The organism is Klebsiella quasipneumoniae subsp. quasipneumoniae (assembly GCF_020525925.1).
Classification (GTDB): Bacteria; Pseudomonadota; Gammaproteobacteria; order Enterobacterales; family Enterobacteriaceae; genus Klebsiella; species Klebsiella quasipneumoniae.
This window is the reverse complement of record NZ_CP084876.1, coordinates 319451-334424: the sequence shown is the minus strand read 5'-3', so window position 1 is coordinate 334424 and position 14974 is coordinate 319451. Positions and strand designations below refer to the sequence as shown.

Sequence of the window (14974 nt, the reverse complement as noted above, 5' to 3'; positions counted from 1 at the left end):
TGCAGCACACTATGCTAAACATACCGTCATTCTGAGGAATTTGAAACGACTAAATTGCGGGCTATGTAACAGATAAGTGACAAATAAAAAAACCGCGCCAGCATGAACCGGACGCGGTGCAAAACAGGCCCTGATTACCAGCCAGCGGGCAGGTAGCCTACCGCGGACGCTACCGCGTAGACGGCGCTGCAAAGATACAACAACACAATGAAGCATTGGATAAGCGGATGGGTCATCCAGGCCGGACAGGTCCAGCCCGGCGTCAGGTCGCCACGCTGGCGGGCGCCCTTGAGCATCAGGATCGGCATAATCGATAAAATAACGCCGCTGAACACCCCGGCAAAATAGAGCGCGTTGACGAAAGAGACCATACCGCTGTAGGCCAGCACGAACGGCGGGATCGCCACCACCAGCAGCACCATCAAGCGGCGGGCGGGCTGTTCATCATTCCCCAGGCGGAACTGATCGAAGATATTGGTCAGGAAGCTGCCACCCAGTCCCCAGTAGGAGGTCAACATCGCGCACAGCGCAAACAGGTTGGCGGAGAAGAAGGCCCATTCGCCAAGCGCCCTGCCCCAGGAGATGGTGGCCACATCCGAAATATTGTCCAGGCCATTAAGCGAGATCACCGACAGCGGCACCAGCGCCAGCAGGGTAAAGGTCAGCGCCATACCGACCATAATGGCTTTAGGCAATTTTTCCGGTTTGTCGGCGAAGCCTCGCGCCATTTCCGGGACGATATACTGTGCCGAGAAGCAGAACGCCACGACGTTGAAGACCGGAACCATATACAGCCAGTTGCCGTCGAGCAGATAGCCCACGCGGGTGGTCTCTTTCAACAGCGTGGCAATCACCAGCACCGAGATCATCACCACCATACCGATGCTGATAAATTTCTCGCCGCGGCCGATCGCCTTCAGCCCCAGATAAAGCACCCCTGCCGCCGGGACGAAAAACAGCACACTGCCCAGCGCCGGCGAAATGCCAAACAGGGAGTAGAGCAGCTTGCCGCTGCCGGTCATATAAGCCGTCAATGCGCCAACGCTGTTGACGCAGACGGAGAGGAACATCATCAGCGCGCCAAAGCCGCCGACGTAGCGCTTTGATAATCCGCTGAGCTGCAGATGTTTACGCGTGCGGAGCGTAGATTCCGCGACATAGAGCATGGTCACCGTGGTCAGGCTGCCCACCAGCACCAGCCAGAACAGCAACGGTAAGAAGCCCGCTTTGCTTGACGCATAGGCGATGGAGAGGACACCCGCGCCGATATTGGTACCGACAATCATCGATACCCCTTCGACGAAGCTCAGAGATTTTGCAGGGACAGCCGTACGTTCCCGGCCGGTGAGGACGGGAGAAAAGGTGGAGTTTTCAGACATAATACTTTCCGTTTTACTCCGGCGGTTTTCTCCGCCGGAAAAAAGGTGATATCAGGGTGATAAACCACTCACGCTGAGCATGAACAGCCGGCTGCGGCTTCCTGTTTCTGTTCGGCTTCCCTGCCGCCGCAGCCCACCGGGAGACGTTAGCTCTTCAGTACGCGCGCCAGAATATCCAGCGCTTTCGAGAACTGGGCGTCCGGAATCGTCAACGGATAGAGGAAGCGGATCACGTTGCCGTAGACGCCGCAGCTCAGCAGCAGCAGGCCGTTCTCCTGCGCTTTCTGTTGCACCTGGCGGGTAAACTCCGGCGACGGCTCGCCAGTTTGCGGATCGTTAAACTCCACCGCCACCATCGACCCCCGACCGCGGACATCGACAATCGCCGGACAGGTGGCGCGCGCCTGGTTGAGCACTTCCTGCAGATGGCTACCCAGCTGTTCAGCGCGCTGGCACAGCTGCTCTTCAGCAATCACATCCAGCACCGCGTGCGCCGCGGCTACCGCCAGCGGGTTACCGGCATAGGTTCCGCCCAGGCCGCCTGGCGCAGGGGCATCCATCACCTCGGCGCGACCAACGACGCCCGACAGCGGGAAACCGCCGGCGAGGCTTTTCGCCATCGTCATCAGATCCGGTTTCACATCATAGTGCTGCATGGCGAACAGCTTGCCGGTACGGGCGAAACCGGTCTGCACTTCATCGGCGATCAGCAGAATGCCGTGGGTATCGCACAGATCGCGCAACGCCTGCATGAAATCGGCTGGCGCGACGTTAAAGCCGCCTTCTCCCTGGATCGGCTCGAGGATGATGGCCGCGACCTGATCCGGCGCAATATCCGCTTTGAAAATGCGCTCCAGGCTTTTCAGCGCATCCGCAGTGGAGATACCGTGCGCCGCATTCGGGTAGACACCGTGATACACCGAGCCCGGGAAGGGGCCGAAGCCGATTTTGTAGGGCGCGACCTTACCGGTGAGCGCCATGGTCATAAAGGTACGGCCGTGGAAGCCGCCGCCGAAAGTAATCAGCCCCGGACGGCCGGTGTAAGCGCGGGCAATTTTCACCGCGTTCTCGACCGCTTCCGCGCCGGTGGTGAAGAATGCCGTTTTTGCCGGCCCGTCAATCGGCGCCAGATCGTTAATACGTTCCGCCAGCGTGACATAGCTTTCGTACGGCACAATCTGATAGGCGGTGTGGGTGAACGCCTGCAGCTGGTCAGCGACCGCGGCAACCACCTTCGGATGACGGTGACCGGTATTTAACACGGCGATACCGGCGGCGAAATCGATCACCTCATTGCCTTCGATATCCCACAGCGTGGCGTTCTCCGCCTTCTCGACAAAGTAGTTACACATTACGCCTACGCCGCGCGGCGTCGCCTGCTGGCGACGTTGATTCAGTTCTGAGCTTTTCACCTGCGAATCTCCTGTCGTGTATGTCACGTTATCGCAACAAATTAGAAACGATGTCGTTTATTTACACAGGAGTTGGCCCTATAATCGAGTACCAATTTTGAATATCTGAGGGATCCAATTGCGTTCGCTGGTGGGTGACCTGGTGCTGGTCCGTCTGCAGGAAGAGCGCGACCCTCTTCTGCACAAACGCTTATACAACGCGCTTCGCCGCGCGATCCTTGACGGTTCGCTGGCGCCGCAAAGCCGCCTGCCGCCGTCGCGGGACCTGGCGGGAGAACTCGGCGTATCAAGAAACACCATATTAACAACTTATGAACAATTACTGGCGGAAGGATATGTGGTTTCCCGTCGGGGAAGCGGAACATTCGTTGCCCAAACCGCGCCTGAAAGTTCATTGACCGCTAAGGGGAAGCGGGAAAACAGCAGTATCGCGACTTCGACGGCGCACCTTTCACGCCGCGGCCAGCACCTGCTCGGCCAGGTCAGCGCCAGCCCACGCCAGTGGGGAGCGTTTATTCCCGGCGTACCGGACGTTAACGCCTTTCCCCATCCGCTGTTCAGCAAGATCCAGGCCCGCATCAGCCGTCGGCCAAAGCCGGAGCGGCTCAGCTACAGCTGCAACGGCGGTACCCCGGAACTGCAGCAGGCGCTGGTGGATTATCTGCGGGTATCGCGCGGCGTCCACTGTCAGGCAGATCAAATTCTTATCACCGAGGGGATCCACCAGGCGATTGACCTGGTCACTCGCATGCTGTGCGACAACGGCGATCTGGCGTGGGTGGAGGAGCCTTCCTACTGGGGCATTCGCCATGTGCTGGCGATGAACGACGTCCGGGCGGCCCCCATCACCGTCGATGCCAATGGGCTGTGCCCGCCGGAAACGGTTGACGATGCGCCGCGACTCATCTTTGTCACCCCTTCTCACCAGTATCCGCTGGGCGCAGTGATGAGTCTTGAACGCCGTCAGCGGCTGCTGGCGCTCGCCCGCCAGCAGGGCAGCTGGATCGTCGAAGATGATTATGACAGCGAGTTTCGCTTTTCCGGCCAGCCCATCCCCGCCCTGCAGGGGCTGGTGGCCGATGCGCCGGTGGTCTATATCGGCACCTTCAGCAAGACGCTCTATCCCGGCCTGCGCCTGGGCTATGTGGTGATCCCCCGCCCGCTGGTCAGCGATCTGAAGCACGCCCACGCCGAGCTTTATCGCGGCGGCCATTCGCTGATCCAGATGGCGCTGGCGGAGTTTATTACCGCTGGTCACTACTCGGCGCATATCCGCCGCATGCGGCTGCTCTACAGCCGTCGTCGCGCCTTTTTAACCGAGCTGATTCAGCGGCACTGTATGCCCGACGCCCTGTCGGACTTCAGCGATAATGCCGGACTGCATTTGATCCTCAATTTACCGGAGGAGGCGGACGATGTGGCGATCGCCCGCGAGGCCAATGCGCGCCACATTCTGGTGCGGCCGCTCTCGCGCTACTACCTGACGGCGGCGCGTAAGAAAGGATTATTGATGGGATTTGCCAGCCAGCCCGAGGAGCAGATGGCGCCGGCGTTCAGCGTGCTGATAGGCTGCCTGCGGACGCACTGTCCAGAGGTGCTGCTGCCCATAGATGGCGCAGAAAAACAAAACGCCCCAACCTGAGGCGGGGCGTTATCGGGGTGCCTGGCGTCAGGCAGGGGTGGCGTATCAGGCTTCGATCGCGGCACGCAGTTTTTTCATGGCGTTCTTTTCCAGCTGACGCACGCGCTCTGCGGAGACGCCGTAGCGGTCAGCCAGCTCCTGCAGCGTGGACTTGTTGTCTTCGTCCAGCCAGCGGGCGCGGATGATATCCTGGCTACGCTCGTCCAGGCCCTGCATCGCGTCAGTCAGCTTATTCGCCGCCTGCTCTTCCCAGTTGTCGTCTTCGATGCCGTCGGCAAAGTTTGACGTTTTGTCCTGCAGATAAAGAACCGGCGCCATCGGCTGGCTGTCGGATTCATCGTCCGACGACATGTCGAACGTCATGTCCTGGGCCGCCATACGGGATTCCATCTCGCGGACGTCTTTGCTCGACACGCCCAGCTCACGGGCCACCATTTCCACTTCATCCTGGTTGAACCAACCCAGACGCTGTTTGGTTTTACGCAGGTTAAAGAACAGCTTACGCTGTGCTTTGGTGGTAGCGACCTTCACGATACGCCAGTTGCGCAGCACGTATTCGTGAATTTCGGCTTTAATCCAGTGCACGGCGAAGGAGACCAGGCGCACACCCACTTCCGGGTTGAAGCGACGCACGGCTTTCATCAGGCCGATATTGCCTTCCTGGATCAGATCCGCCTGCGGCAGGCCATAGCCCGAGTAGTTACGAGCAATGTGAACAACAAAGCGCAGGTGAGACAGAATCAGCTTTTTCGCTGCTTCCAGATCGCCCTGGTAATGCAGCTTTTCAGCAAGCTCCCGCTCTTCATCAGCCGACAGCATCGGCCAAGTGTTAGCGGCCCGGATGTACGATTCCAGGTTACCAACGGGGGCTAAAGCTAAAGTTTGCATTTCTTTGGTCATTCAAATCCTCTCAATTGATATCTTCTGACGTGGTCTTGTCCCCATCAGGCAACAAGCATGCCAGCATTCATGAGCAACGAGAATATCACTCACATTAGTATCAGACAGTGATTTTATCCACAAGTTCCCTGCAACGGTGTGAATAAATTACGCACAAAATGTGACACCACGATGAAAAAGTGAGGGCAGGAAAAGGAGAACAAGCTTGCGGTATCTTTCCCTGCGAACAGGAACTCATTGCAGCAGGGAAAGATTATATCACGCTTTTTTTAATCGGGAGTAAAGTGACGTAAATGTTGCACTGTCGCCAGCCAGGCGGCCACCCACCCGATCATCGAGCAGACGATCAGCATCAGCAGACACTCGTCAAAGCCTAAGCCGCTCAGCTCAAACTGGGTGCCGAACACCTTCGCCACCTCGGTCACTGCCGACGAGAGGCGCATCACCAGAATCTCCGACAGGATCAGCGATAAAAACGCGCCGGAGAAGCCCAGCATCGCCCCGCCGTAGAGGAACGGACGCAGGATAAAGCCGTCAGTGGCGCCGATCAGTTTCTGCACGTTAATGGTATCGCGGCGGGCGAAGATGCTCAGGCGCACACTGTTGCCGATCACCAGGAACACCGCCGCCACCATCAGCACGCCGATCATCGCCGACACGCGGCCCACCAGCCCGGTGAGCGAGGAGAGGCGGGCAAACCAGCTGTCGTCCATCCGTACTTCATCGACCCCCTGGATCCGCGATACCCGATCGCGCAGGGTGTTCAGCGCTTCCGTGCTCTGGAAATCCAGCTTCGGCACCACGATGGCGACCGCCGGCAGCGGGTTCTCTTCCAGCATATCCAGGGCGCCGCCAAAGCCGGACCAGTTACGGAATTCACCCAATGCCTCGTCACGTGACAAATAGTTCACCTTGTCGACGCCCTGCTCCGCCTGCAGCTGGCCAACCACCCGCGCCGCGGCATCGTCATCCAGCGTTTTTTCCAGATACACGGTGATCTGCGGCGAGGGATAGTACTGTGACGCCGCGCTGCTGACGTTTTTGTAGACCATGTAGCAGACGCTTGGCAGGGTCAACGAGATGGCGATAACCATCACCGTCAGGAAGGTCGCCAGCGGCGTGCTTTTTAAATCCTGGAGCGCGCTGTGCCAGGCGTAGCGCACCTGCTCGTTGAACACGTTGCTCTTACGCGAGGCCGGGTTAGGCGCCGCTTTCGGCCGTTTTGGCGCATTGCGCCCGCCGCCGCCGCCGCCCGCCGCGTTGCGCAGGCGATCGAACTTGCTGCCGAACTGGCGGATTTGGTTCATTGCGTCGCGCTTATTCACCCCGAATGCCTCCATGCAGATGGCCGTCGCTGAGCGTCAGCACGCGGTACGGACGGCTGGAGATAAGCCCCAGATCGTGCGTGGCCATCAGTACCGTCACCCCGACGCGGTTAAACTCTTCAAACAGACGTAAAATCCCCTCCGAGAGCGCCTCGTCGAGGTTACCGGTCGGTTCATCCGCCAGCAGCACCGCCGGCTTGTTGACCACCGCGCGAGCGATCCCCACGCGCTGCTGCTCGCCGCCGGAGAGCTGAATCGGAAAGTTCTTCGCTTTGTCCAGCAGCCCGACCTTATCCAGCGCCGCCGAGACCCGGCGACGAATGTCATCGCCGCTGGCGCCGGCGATAATCAGCGGGATCGCCACGTTGTCATACACGGTACGATCCATCAGCAAATGGTGGTCCTGGAAAATCATGCCGATCTGGCGGCGCAGGAACGGCACCTCACGGCTCTTCAGGCGGCTGATTTCATGACCGCTGAAGAAGATTTTCCCGGCGCTGGGCCGTTCGATACCACAGATAAGCTTCAGCAGGGTACTTTTCCCTGCGCCGGAGTGGCCGGTCAGAAACGCCATCTCGCCCGGCTGCAGGTGGAAGTTCACCCCCTGCAGCGCTTGTCTCCCACCGAGATAGGCTTTGCTGACTTGTTCAAAGCGAATCATTCTTAATCCTCTCGGGCAAAAAGTGCCTCAATAAAGTCGCCCGCATTAAACGGACGCAGATCCTCAATACGCTCGCCGACGCCAATATAGCGAATCGGAATGCCGAACTGGTCGGCCACCGAGAAGATCACGCCGCCTTTGGCGGTGCCATCCAGCTTGGTCAGGGTGATCCCGGTCAAACCTACCGCTTCATGGAACAGTTTGGCCTGGCTAATGGCATTCTGCCCGGTGCTGGCGTCGATGGTTAACATCACCTCATGCGGCGCGTCGACGTCCAGCTTTTTCATCACCCGGACGATCTTCTTCAGCTCTTCCATCAGGTGCGATTTATTCTGCAGACGCCCGGCGGTATCGGCAATCAGCACATCAACATGGCGCGCCTTCGCCGCCTGAATGGCGTCGAAAATCACCGAGGCGGAATCGGCGCCGGTGTGCTGGGCGATCACCGGGATATTGTTACGCTGGCCCCAGACCTGCAGCTGTTCCACCGCCGCCGCACGGAAGGTATCCCCCGCCGCCAGCATCACCGATTTGCCCTGCTGCTCAAACTGACGCGCCAGCTTGCCGATGGTGGTGGTTTTCCCCACCCCGTTCACGCCGACCATCAGAATAACAAATGGCGTTTTGCCTTCAACATTCAGCGGCTCATCCACTTTGGCGAGGATATCGCCCATCTCTTCTTTCAGCAGGCCGTACAGCGCTTCCGCATCGCGCAGCTGCTTACGGCTGGCGCCCTCGGTGAGATGAGTAATGATCTTGCGGGTGGTTTCCACCCCGACGTCGGCGATCAGCAGTTGCTCTTCCAGCTCTTCAAACAGATCGTCGTCGATCTTCTTACCGCGGAACAGACTGATAAATCCGGAACCGAGATTTTGTTTGGTTTTCAGCAGGCTACGCTTAAGGCGGGCGAAAAAGCCTTCTTTCGTCGGTTTCTCCTGCTCCTGGACCAGCGCTTCCACCGGCGCCTCTTCCTCTGGCGCCGGCACCACCACCGCCGCCTCTTCCGCCGCCTCGGCCGCCAGCGCCTGCGCTTCCAGCTCTTCATCGCTTAACGGCGCGTCCTCTTCCGGCGCTTCCGTCTCCTGAGGTTGGGCGACGACATCCTCTACAGGCTGCTCAGCCACGGCCTCCGCCGCCACCGGTTCGGCGATAACGTCCTCCACCAGCGACTCAACCGCTGCCGGCTGTTCCTCCGCCTTCAGCGGTTCGCTGACCGCAGGCTCCGGCGCGACGACCGCAGGCTCCGGCGCGACGACCGGCGCCTCTTCAACCAAAGCAGGCGCTGGCGCCGCCTCTTCTTCCGGCGCGCTGGCAGGCTCCGCGAGGTGGGCCTTTTCGCTTTCGACCACCGTCTCGGTGACTTCGACGACCTCTTCGGCAAACGCCTCCGGGTCCGCTTTCGGCGCGCTCGGCTCAGCAGGGGTTTCCGCCGCCGGCGTCTCCTGGGCAACCGCTTGTTGTTCTTCTACTTTTTGTTCAGTCTCGGTTTCCTGTGCCTGCTCTTTCTGTCCAAAGCCCAGCCAGGAAAAGAAGCCACGTTTTTTCTCTTTTGCCATTTGCGACCACACTCCTCGCTGTTTATTCATGGCGCAGCTTCATCAGAAGCTGAAAAAATGATGAAATTAGTTGGATAGTCTATCACTTAACTTAACTCGCAGCACCGCCCCCGGATTAAGGTTTCGTCAACCGCCGTCGATCGCTAGAATAGCAGGCCGGAAGTTGAGACTTGAGCAGAGAGATGAAAAAACCAAACCACGCGGGCAGCGGCCAGATCCGCATCATCGGCGGGCAATGGCGCGGCCGTAAATTACCGGTGCCGGAGAGCCCGGGCCTGCGGCCGACCACCGACCGGGTTCGCGAAACCCTTTTTAACTGGCTGGCGCCGTCCATCGTTGACGCGCACTGCCTCGACTGCTTTGCCGGCAGCGGCGCGCTGGGGCTTGAGGCGCTGTCCCGCTATGCGGCCAGCACCACGCTACTGGAGATGGAGCGCGGCGTCGCTCAGCAGTTACAAAAAAACCTGGCCACCCTGAAAGCGGATCGCGGCAAGGTGATCGCGACTAACACCCTCAGCTTCCTGAGCCAACCAGGCACGCCGCATCAGATTGTGTTTGTCGACCCACCGTTCCGTCAGGGGCTGCTGGAGGAGACGCTGCGCCTGCTGGAAACGCAGGGCTGGCTGGCCGACGAGGCCCTGGTGTACGTCGAAAGCGAAGTCGAAAACGGTTTACCGCCGGTACCGGCGAACTGGCATCTGTATCGTGAAAAAGTGGCCGGACAAGTCGCGTACCGTCTTTACCAACGTGAGGCCCAAGGAGAGAACCATGCTGATTAATTTAGGCCGCCTGCTGATGCTGTGCGTCTGGGCCTTTCTGTTATTGAATCTGTTTCAGCCCTTTCCGAAGCCGCTGAATATCTTCGTCAACGTCGCGCTGATTTTTATGATCCTGATGCACGGTCTGCAGCTGACGCTGCTCAAGGCGACGCAGCCGAAGGATGCCCCGCCGCTGGGCCGCTTTGAGCAAATCCGCATTTTTATCTTCGGCGTGTTTGAGCTCGTCGCCTGGCAGAAAAAACTGAAGGCGACACTGAAGAAATAGTCCTGACAAGGGCTCAGGGATCGGGCGTGAACGCCACGAACGCTGTGCCCTTATAACTCAACATCCCGCGATCGCCGACGCTCAGCGCATGATACTGCGGCGCGTCAAGGCGAAACACCACCTCCAGCCCGCCGTTCTCAGGGCGAAAGCTCGCTTCATAGCGCATCTCGCTGCCCGCAGGCGTCACCGTCTGCTGCCGCGAACGCCGATCGTTAATCACTTTTTCCCGCTTATTGCTGACGATCACCCGCTTTTGCAACACCGGCGCGGCGTCGTTCGCCAGTTTTTCGCGGCGCTGCTGCACATAGCGAAACGAAGCCGCCACCACAATCACCGCGACGACCAGAACAAAAAAGAGCGGCATTTTACTCATTAAGGTTACCCATAAAAAATATCAGGAATCAGCATACTGCGACTGGAATAACATTGTCATCTGCTGCGCCAAACCACTACACTGAGTGGTAGCTTCACGCATCCGTAACTTTCCTTATGATAACAGATACAGGGACTTACTATGCTTTGGTCATTTATTGCTGTCTGTTTCTCCGCATGGCTTTATGTCGATGCATCCTATCGCGGGCCGGCCTGGCGACGCTGGGTATTTAAACCTGTCACCCTGATTCTGTTGCTGTTGCTGGCCTGGCAGGCGCCGATGTTCAATGCCATCAGCTACCTGGTGCTGGCCGGCCTGTGCGCCTCCCTGCTCGGCGACGCCCTGACCCTGCTGCCGCGCCAGCGGGTGATGTACGCAGTGGGCGCCTTCTTCCTGTCGCATCTGCTGTATACCATCTGGTTCGCCAGCCAGCTGACGCTGTCATTCTTCTGGCCGCTGCCGCTGGTGCTGCTGGTATTCGGCGCCCTGCTGATGGCGGTGATCTGGAGCCGGCTGGAAGAGATGAAAATGCCGGTGCTGACCTTTATCGGCATGACGCTGGTGATGGTCTGGCTGGCCGGTGAGCTGTGGTTTGCCCGCCCTACCAACACCGCGCTGTCCGGATTCGCCGGCGCCGCTCTGCTGCTGCTGAGCAATGCCGTGTGGCTGGTGAGCCACTATCGCCGCCGTTTCCGCGCCGATAACGCCATTGCCGCCGCGTTTTACTTTGCCGGCCACTTCCTCATCGTGCGCGCGCTGTACCTGTAATTTAGTCCTTGACTCTGGAGTCGACTCCAGAGTGTATCCTACGTCTAATGAGAAAATTATCATTTACCGGAGGGTGCCATGTCGACTCCAGACGCGCAGGATAAAAAAGTCCCACAATTCTCGTCATTCACCATGCGGCCAGCGCCCGCCCCGGCGGAAAGCTGCTGCACAGACCACGCCTGCGCCGCAGAGAGCGCGCCTGCCGCCGAAGCGCTCAGCGACGCCCGCTACAGCTGGCAGGTTGCAGGCATGGACTGCGCCGCCTGCGCCCGCAAGGTGGAAACGGCGGTTCGTCAGGTGCCCGGCGTCAGTCAGGTTCAGGTGCTGTTCGCCACTGAAAAATTATTGGTTAACGCCGAGGGCGACGTTCGGGCTCAGGTTGAGCAGGCGGTACGTCAGGCAGGCTATACGCTGCGCGATGCCGATGCCCCCGCGTCAGAGAAAACTCAGGGCTCGCGGCTGCGCGACAATTTACCGTTGCTGACGCTGGTCATGATGATGGCCCTGAGCTGGGGGCTGGAGCAGGCCAACCACCCTGCCGGTCAGTTAGCCTTTATTGCCACCACCCTGGTCGGCCTCTGGCCGGTTGCCCGCCAGGCGCTGCGCCTGATCAAGAGCGGGAGCTGGTTCGCCATTGAAACGCTGATGAGCGTCGCCGCCATCGGGGCGCTGTTTATCGGCGCCACCGCAGAGGCGGCGATGGTCCTGCTGCTGTTCCTGATCGGCGAGCGTCTCGAAGGCTGGGCCGCCAGCCGCGCGCGGCAGGGGGTGAGCGCGCTGATGGCGCTGAAGCCCGACACCGCCATTCGCCTGCGCAACGGCGTGCGGGAAACCGTCGCCCAGCGCGATCTGCGCCCCGGGGATGTGATCGAAGTGGCCGCCGGTGGGCGTCTGCCGGCGGATGGTCAGCTGCTGTCGCCATTTGCCAGCTTTGATGAAAGCGCTCTGACCGGCGAGTCGGTGCCGGTGGAGCGCCAGGCCGGAGAACGCGTAGCGGCAGGCGCCACCAGCGTCGACCGCCTGGTGCAGCTGACCGTAATCTCCGAACCGGGCGACAGCGCCATCGACCGCATCCTGAAGCTGATTGAAGAGGCGGAGGAGCGTCGGGCGCCGATCGAGCGTTTTATCGATCGCTTCAGCCGGATCTACACTCCGGCCATTATGGTGGTGGCCCTGTTGGTCGCCATTGTCCCGCCCCTGCTCTTCGCCAGCGCCTGGCTGCCGTGGATTTATAAAGGGCTGACGCTGCTGCTGATCGGCTGCCCGTGCGCGCTGGTCATCTCCACCCCGGCAGCCATCACTTCCGGCCTGGCGGTCGCCGCCCGACGCGGAGCGTTAATTAAAGGCGGCGCGGCCCTGGAACAGCTGGGCCAGGTGCGCCAGGTGGCGTTCGACAAAACCGGCACCCTGACCGTCGGCCAGCCGCAGGTGACCTCGGTCATCGCCACGGCTGAGAATGACGATAACACGCTGCTGGCGCTGGCGGCGGCGGTTGAGCAAGGCTCCAGCCATCCGCTGGCGCAGGCTATCGTCCGCGAAGCGCAGCGGCGTCAGTTGAGTATTCCGCAGGCCAGCGGCCAGCGGGCGCTGGCCGGCTCCGGTATCGAAGCCGAGGTCAACGGCAGCCGTATCGTGATCTGCGCGGCCAGCAAAGCCGCCCCGTCAGATCATGAGGCGCAGATCCAGCAGCTGGAGAGCGCCGGTCAAACGGTGGTGCTGGTCATGCGCGGCGAGACGCTTCTCGGCATCCTGGCGCTGCGCGACACCCTGCGCGACGACGCGCGTCAGGCAGTGGATGCCTTACACCAGCTGGGGGTGCAGGGGGTGATCCTTACCGGGGATAACCCGCGCGCCGCGGCGGCCATCGCCAGCGAACTGGGGCTGGAATTCCGCGCCGGCCTGCTGCCGGCGGACAAAGTCGAAGCGGTGATGGCGCTGAATGCCGATGCGCCGCTGGCGATGGTCGGGGACGGCATCAACGACGCCCCGGCGATGAAGGCGGCGACCATCGGCATCGCCATGGGCAGCGGCACCGACGTGGCGCTGGAGACCGCCGACGCCGCGCTGACCCACAACCGTCTGACCGGCCTGGCGCAGATGATCTCCCTGGCGCGGGCGACCCACGCGAATATTCGCCAGAACATCGCGATTGCCTTAGGGCTGAAGGGGATTTTCCTTGTCACCACCCTGCTCGGCCTGACCGGCCTGTGGCTGGCGGTGCTGGCGGATACCGGCGCCACCGTACTGGTAACGGCTAACGCGCTGCGGTTATTGCGTAAGAAGTTGTAGCATAGATACCGGCTTCCCTGCTCGCGCTACGCTTAGCAGGGCTACGGTTCCAGACCGTCGGGTAGCCCGGATAAGGCGCTACGCGCCGCCATCCGGGATATTCCCTGCTCGCGCTGCGCTTAGCAGGGCTACGGTTCCGGACCGTCGGGTAGCCCGGATAAGGCGCTACGCGCCGCTATCCGGGGTATTCCCTGCTCGCGCTGCGCTTAGCAGGGCTACGATTCCGGACCGTCGGGTAGCCCGGATAAGGCGCTACGCGCCGCTATCCGGGGTATTCCCTGCTCGCGCTACGCTTAGCAGGGCTACGGTTCCAGACCGTCGGGTAGCCCGGATAAGGCGCTACGCGCCGCCATCCGGGATATTCCCTGCTCGCGCTACGCTTAGCAGGGCTACGGTTACAGACCGTCGGGTAGCCCGGATAAGGCGCTACGCGTCGCCATCCGGGAGAGACTCAGTGGCTTTTGCGGATCAGGTAGCGGTACGGCAGAGCTTCGGTTTGCTGGGCCACCAGCTCATGCTCCATAAAGCGGCAGAATCCCGGGATATCGCGGGTGGTGGCCGGATCGTCAGCAATAATCAGCAGCGTCTCGCCGACGGGCATTGTCCGCACGGTTTTACGCACCATCATGACCGGCTCCGGGCAGCGCAGTCCCAGGGCATCCAGAGTGTGGTCTGGAGTGGAGAAAAGTTCGCTCATTTTAGTCTCACATCAACAAAACGGCCCTAGTTTACCCCCAGTTCGCCAGTACGCAAGCCAGGTTAACGTTTGCGCGAAAAACAACCATTGCATTACGCCGGCAACGCAGTATCATGCAGCCGTTTTTCATTGGGTTCCCTCACCCCAACGTTCCGCTGCCGATTGCTCATTTACCTGAAGCATGACGGGCATAAAAAGGTCACAATATGAATCCGTTTACTACCGTACAGCGCAAAAAAGCGCTCGTCTGGCTTTCGCTATTTCATCTGCTGGTGATCACCTCCAGCAACTATCTGGTTCAGCTACCGATCTCCATCTTTGGTTTCCATACCACCTGGGGGGCGTTCAGTTTTCCGTTTATCTTCCTCGCCACCGATCTGACGGTGCGAATTTTTGGCGCACCGCTGGCGCGACGCATTATTTTTGCGGTGATGGTCCCGGCGCTGGTCATCTCCTACGCCATCTCCGCCCTGTTTTACATGGGCGAGTGGCAGGGTTTCGCGGCGCTGGGCACCTTTAATCTCTTCGTCGCGCGTATCGCCATCGCCAGCTTTATGGCCTATGCGCTGGGGCAGATCCTCGACGTCCACGTCTTCAACCGCCTGCGGCAGAGCCGCCGCTGGTGGCTGGCCCCCACCGCCTCGACGCTGTTCGGCAACATCAGCGATACCGTGGCGTTCTTCTTCATCGCCTTCTGGCGCAGCCCGGATCCATTTATGGCCGCCCACTGGGGGGAAATCGCCCTCGTCGACTACAGCTTTAAAGTGCTTATCAGCATCATTTTCTTCCTGCCGATGTACGGCGTACTGTTAAATATGCTGTTGAAAAGGCTGGCGGATAAATCTGATTTGTCGGCATTGCAGCCGAGTTAAAGGTACTCGCGGGCTGATGTGTTAAGATAGCCGGATGAGCCATTAGTGGCCGTTTA

General features: G+C 60.1%; 14 protein-coding genes. 6 read left to right on the top strand and 8 right to left on the bottom strand.

Annotation, left to right across the window (positions count from 1 at the left end):
- Window positions 1-134 precede the first annotated feature (134 nt).
- Both LGM20_RS01555 and LGM20_RS01550 read right to left on the bottom strand, forming a co-directional pair.
- Window positions 135-1379, bottom strand: coding sequence for an aromatic amino acid transport family protein (locus tag LGM20_RS01555; RefSeq protein WP_023291229.1), 1245 nt, complete (start codon window positions 1377-1379; stop codon window positions 135-137).
- Between the two features lie 146 nt (window positions 1380-1525).
- Complete coding sequence (locus tag LGM20_RS01550; protein WP_044524975.1) at window positions 1526-2791, bottom strand: 4-aminobutyrate--2-oxoglutarate transaminase; 1266 nt, start codon at window positions 2789-2791, stop codon at window positions 1526-1528.
- Between the two features lie 118 nt (window positions 2792-2909).
- Here LGM20_RS01550 and pdxR point away from each other — a divergent pair, with 118 nt between their 5' ends.
- Window positions 2910-4433 (top strand): MocR-like pyridoxine biosynthesis transcription factor PdxR, encoded by a 1524-nt coding sequence (pdxR, locus tag LGM20_RS01545; RefSeq protein ID WP_044524976.1) that lies wholly within the window; start codon window positions 2910-2912, stop codon window positions 4431-4433.
- A 45-nt stretch (window positions 4434-4478) separates the two neighbouring features.
- Here the strand turns inward: pdxR and rpoH are convergent, their stop codons facing one another.
- From rpoH to ftsY, 4 genes are all read right to left on the bottom strand, one after another.
- Entirely contained in the window at window positions 4479-5333 is an 855-nt protein-coding gene (gene rpoH, locus LGM20_RS01540) for an RNA polymerase sigma factor RpoH (RefSeq protein ID WP_002920815.1), read from the bottom strand.
- Between the two features lie 269 nt (window positions 5334-5602).
- On the bottom strand, window positions 5603-6658 hold the full coding sequence (ftsX, locus tag LGM20_RS01535; RefSeq protein ID WP_044524977.1) for a permease-like cell division protein FtsX: 1056 nt from the start codon (window positions 6656-6658) through the stop codon (window positions 5603-5605).
- Entirely contained in the window at window positions 6651-7319 is a 669-nt protein-coding gene (gene ftsE, locus LGM20_RS01530; RefSeq protein WP_004202097.1) for a cell division ATP-binding protein FtsE, read from the bottom strand. Before ftsE ends, ftsX begins: the two co-directional genes overlap by 8 nt.
- 2 nt (window positions 7320-7321) lie before the next feature.
- Window positions 7322-8875: a signal recognition particle-docking protein FtsY gene (ftsY, locus tag LGM20_RS01525; RefSeq protein ID WP_044524978.1), complete on the bottom strand. Its 1554-nt coding sequence runs from the start codon at window positions 8873-8875 to the stop codon at window positions 7322-7324.
- A gap of 182 nt (window positions 8876-9057) precedes the next feature.
- On the opposite strand from ftsY, the gene rsmD reads away from it, so the two are divergent.
- Together rsmD and LGM20_RS01515 are read left to right on the top strand one after the other, a co-directional pair.
- A complete protein-coding gene (gene rsmD / locus LGM20_RS01520; protein WP_023291233.1) occupies window positions 9058-9654 on the top strand; it encodes a 16S rRNA (guanine(966)-N(2))-methyltransferase in 597 nt (198 codons plus the stop codon).
- Window positions 9644-9919 carry a DUF1145 family protein gene (locus tag LGM20_RS01515; protein ID WP_004202092.1) on the top strand — a complete coding sequence of 92 codons (276 nt, stop codon included), beginning with the start codon at window positions 9644-9646 and terminating at the stop codon, window positions 9917-9919. Before rsmD ends, LGM20_RS01515 begins: the two co-directional genes overlap by 11 nt.
- Before the next feature lie 13 nt (window positions 9920-9932).
- Here LGM20_RS01515 and LGM20_RS01510 read toward each other — a convergent pair whose 3' ends face one another.
- A complete protein-coding gene (locus tag LGM20_RS01510; RefSeq protein ID WP_023291234.1) occupies window positions 9933-10283 on the bottom strand; it encodes a DUF2500 domain-containing protein in 351 nt (116 codons plus the stop codon).
- 150 nt (window positions 10284-10433) lie between these two features.
- Here LGM20_RS01510 and LGM20_RS01505 point away from each other — a divergent pair, with 150 nt between their 5' ends.
- Window positions 10434-11060: a lysoplasmalogenase gene (locus LGM20_RS01505; RefSeq protein WP_004173987.1), complete on the top strand. Its 627-nt coding sequence runs from the start codon at window positions 10434-10436 to the stop codon at window positions 11058-11060.
- A 78-nt stretch (window positions 11061-11138) separates the two neighbouring features.
- A complete protein-coding gene (gene zntA / locus LGM20_RS01500) occupies window positions 11139-13349 on the top strand; it encodes a Zn(II)/Cd(II)/Pb(II) translocating P-type ATPase ZntA (protein ID WP_044524979.1) in 2211 nt (736 codons plus the stop codon).
- 451 nt (window positions 13350-13800) lie between these two features.
- Here zntA and tusA read toward each other — a convergent pair whose 3' ends face one another.
- Entirely contained in the window at window positions 13801-14046 is a 246-nt protein-coding gene (gene tusA, locus LGM20_RS01495) for a sulfurtransferase TusA (RefSeq protein ID WP_044524980.1), read from the bottom strand.
- Between the two features lie 206 nt (window positions 14047-14252).
- Here tusA and LGM20_RS01490 point away from each other — a divergent pair, with 206 nt between their 5' ends.
- Window positions 14253-14918, top strand: coding sequence for a 7-cyano-7-deazaguanine/7-aminomethyl-7-deazaguanine transporter (locus LGM20_RS01490; protein WP_023291236.1), 666 nt, complete (start codon window positions 14253-14255; stop codon window positions 14916-14918).
- Window positions 14919-14974: the final 56 nt, after the last annotated feature.

Excerpts from the sequence above, each read along its gene's own strand:
- LGM20_RS01510 (WP_023291234.1), bottom strand. The coding sequence starts at position 10,283 with ATGCCGCTCTTTTTTGTTCTGGTCGTCGCGGTGATTGTGGTGGCGGCT.
- LGM20_RS01505 (WP_004173987.1), top strand. The coding sequence starts at position 10,434 with ATGCTTTGGTCATTTATTGCTGTCTGTTTCTCCGCATGGCTTTATGTC.
- LGM20_RS01490 (WP_023291236.1), top strand. The coding sequence starts at position 14,253 with ATGAATCCGTTTACTACCGTACAGCGCAAAAAAGCGCTCGTCTGGCTT.
- LGM20_RS01515 (WP_004202092.1), top strand. The coding sequence starts at position 9,644 with ATGCTGATTAATTTAGGCCGCCTGCTGATGCTGTGCGTCTGGGCCTTT.
- LGM20_RS01555 (WP_023291229.1), bottom strand. The coding sequence starts at position 1,379 with ATGTCTGAAAACTCCACCTTTTCTCCCGTCCTCACCGGCCGGGAACGT.
- zntA (WP_044524979.1), top strand. The coding sequence starts at position 11,139 with ATGTCGACTCCAGACGCGCAGGATAAAAAAGTCCCACAATTCTCGTCA.
- rsmD (WP_023291233.1), top strand. The coding sequence starts at position 9,058 with ATGAAAAAACCAAACCACGCGGGCAGCGGCCAGATCCGCATCATCGGC.
- ftsE (WP_004202097.1), bottom strand. The coding sequence starts at position 7,319 with ATGATTCGCTTTGAACAAGTCAGCAAAGCCTATCTCGGTGGGAGACAA.
- ftsY (WP_044524978.1), bottom strand. The coding sequence starts at position 8,875 with ATGGCAAAAGAGAAAAAACGTGGCTTCTTTTCCTGGCTGGGCTTTGGA.
- tusA (WP_044524980.1), bottom strand. The coding sequence starts at position 14,046 with ATGAGCGAACTTTTCTCCACTCCAGACCACACTCTGGATGCCCTGGGA.
- rpoH (WP_002920815.1), bottom strand. The coding sequence starts at position 5,333 with ATGACCAAAGAAATGCAAACTTTAGCTTTAGCCCCCGTTGGTAACCTG.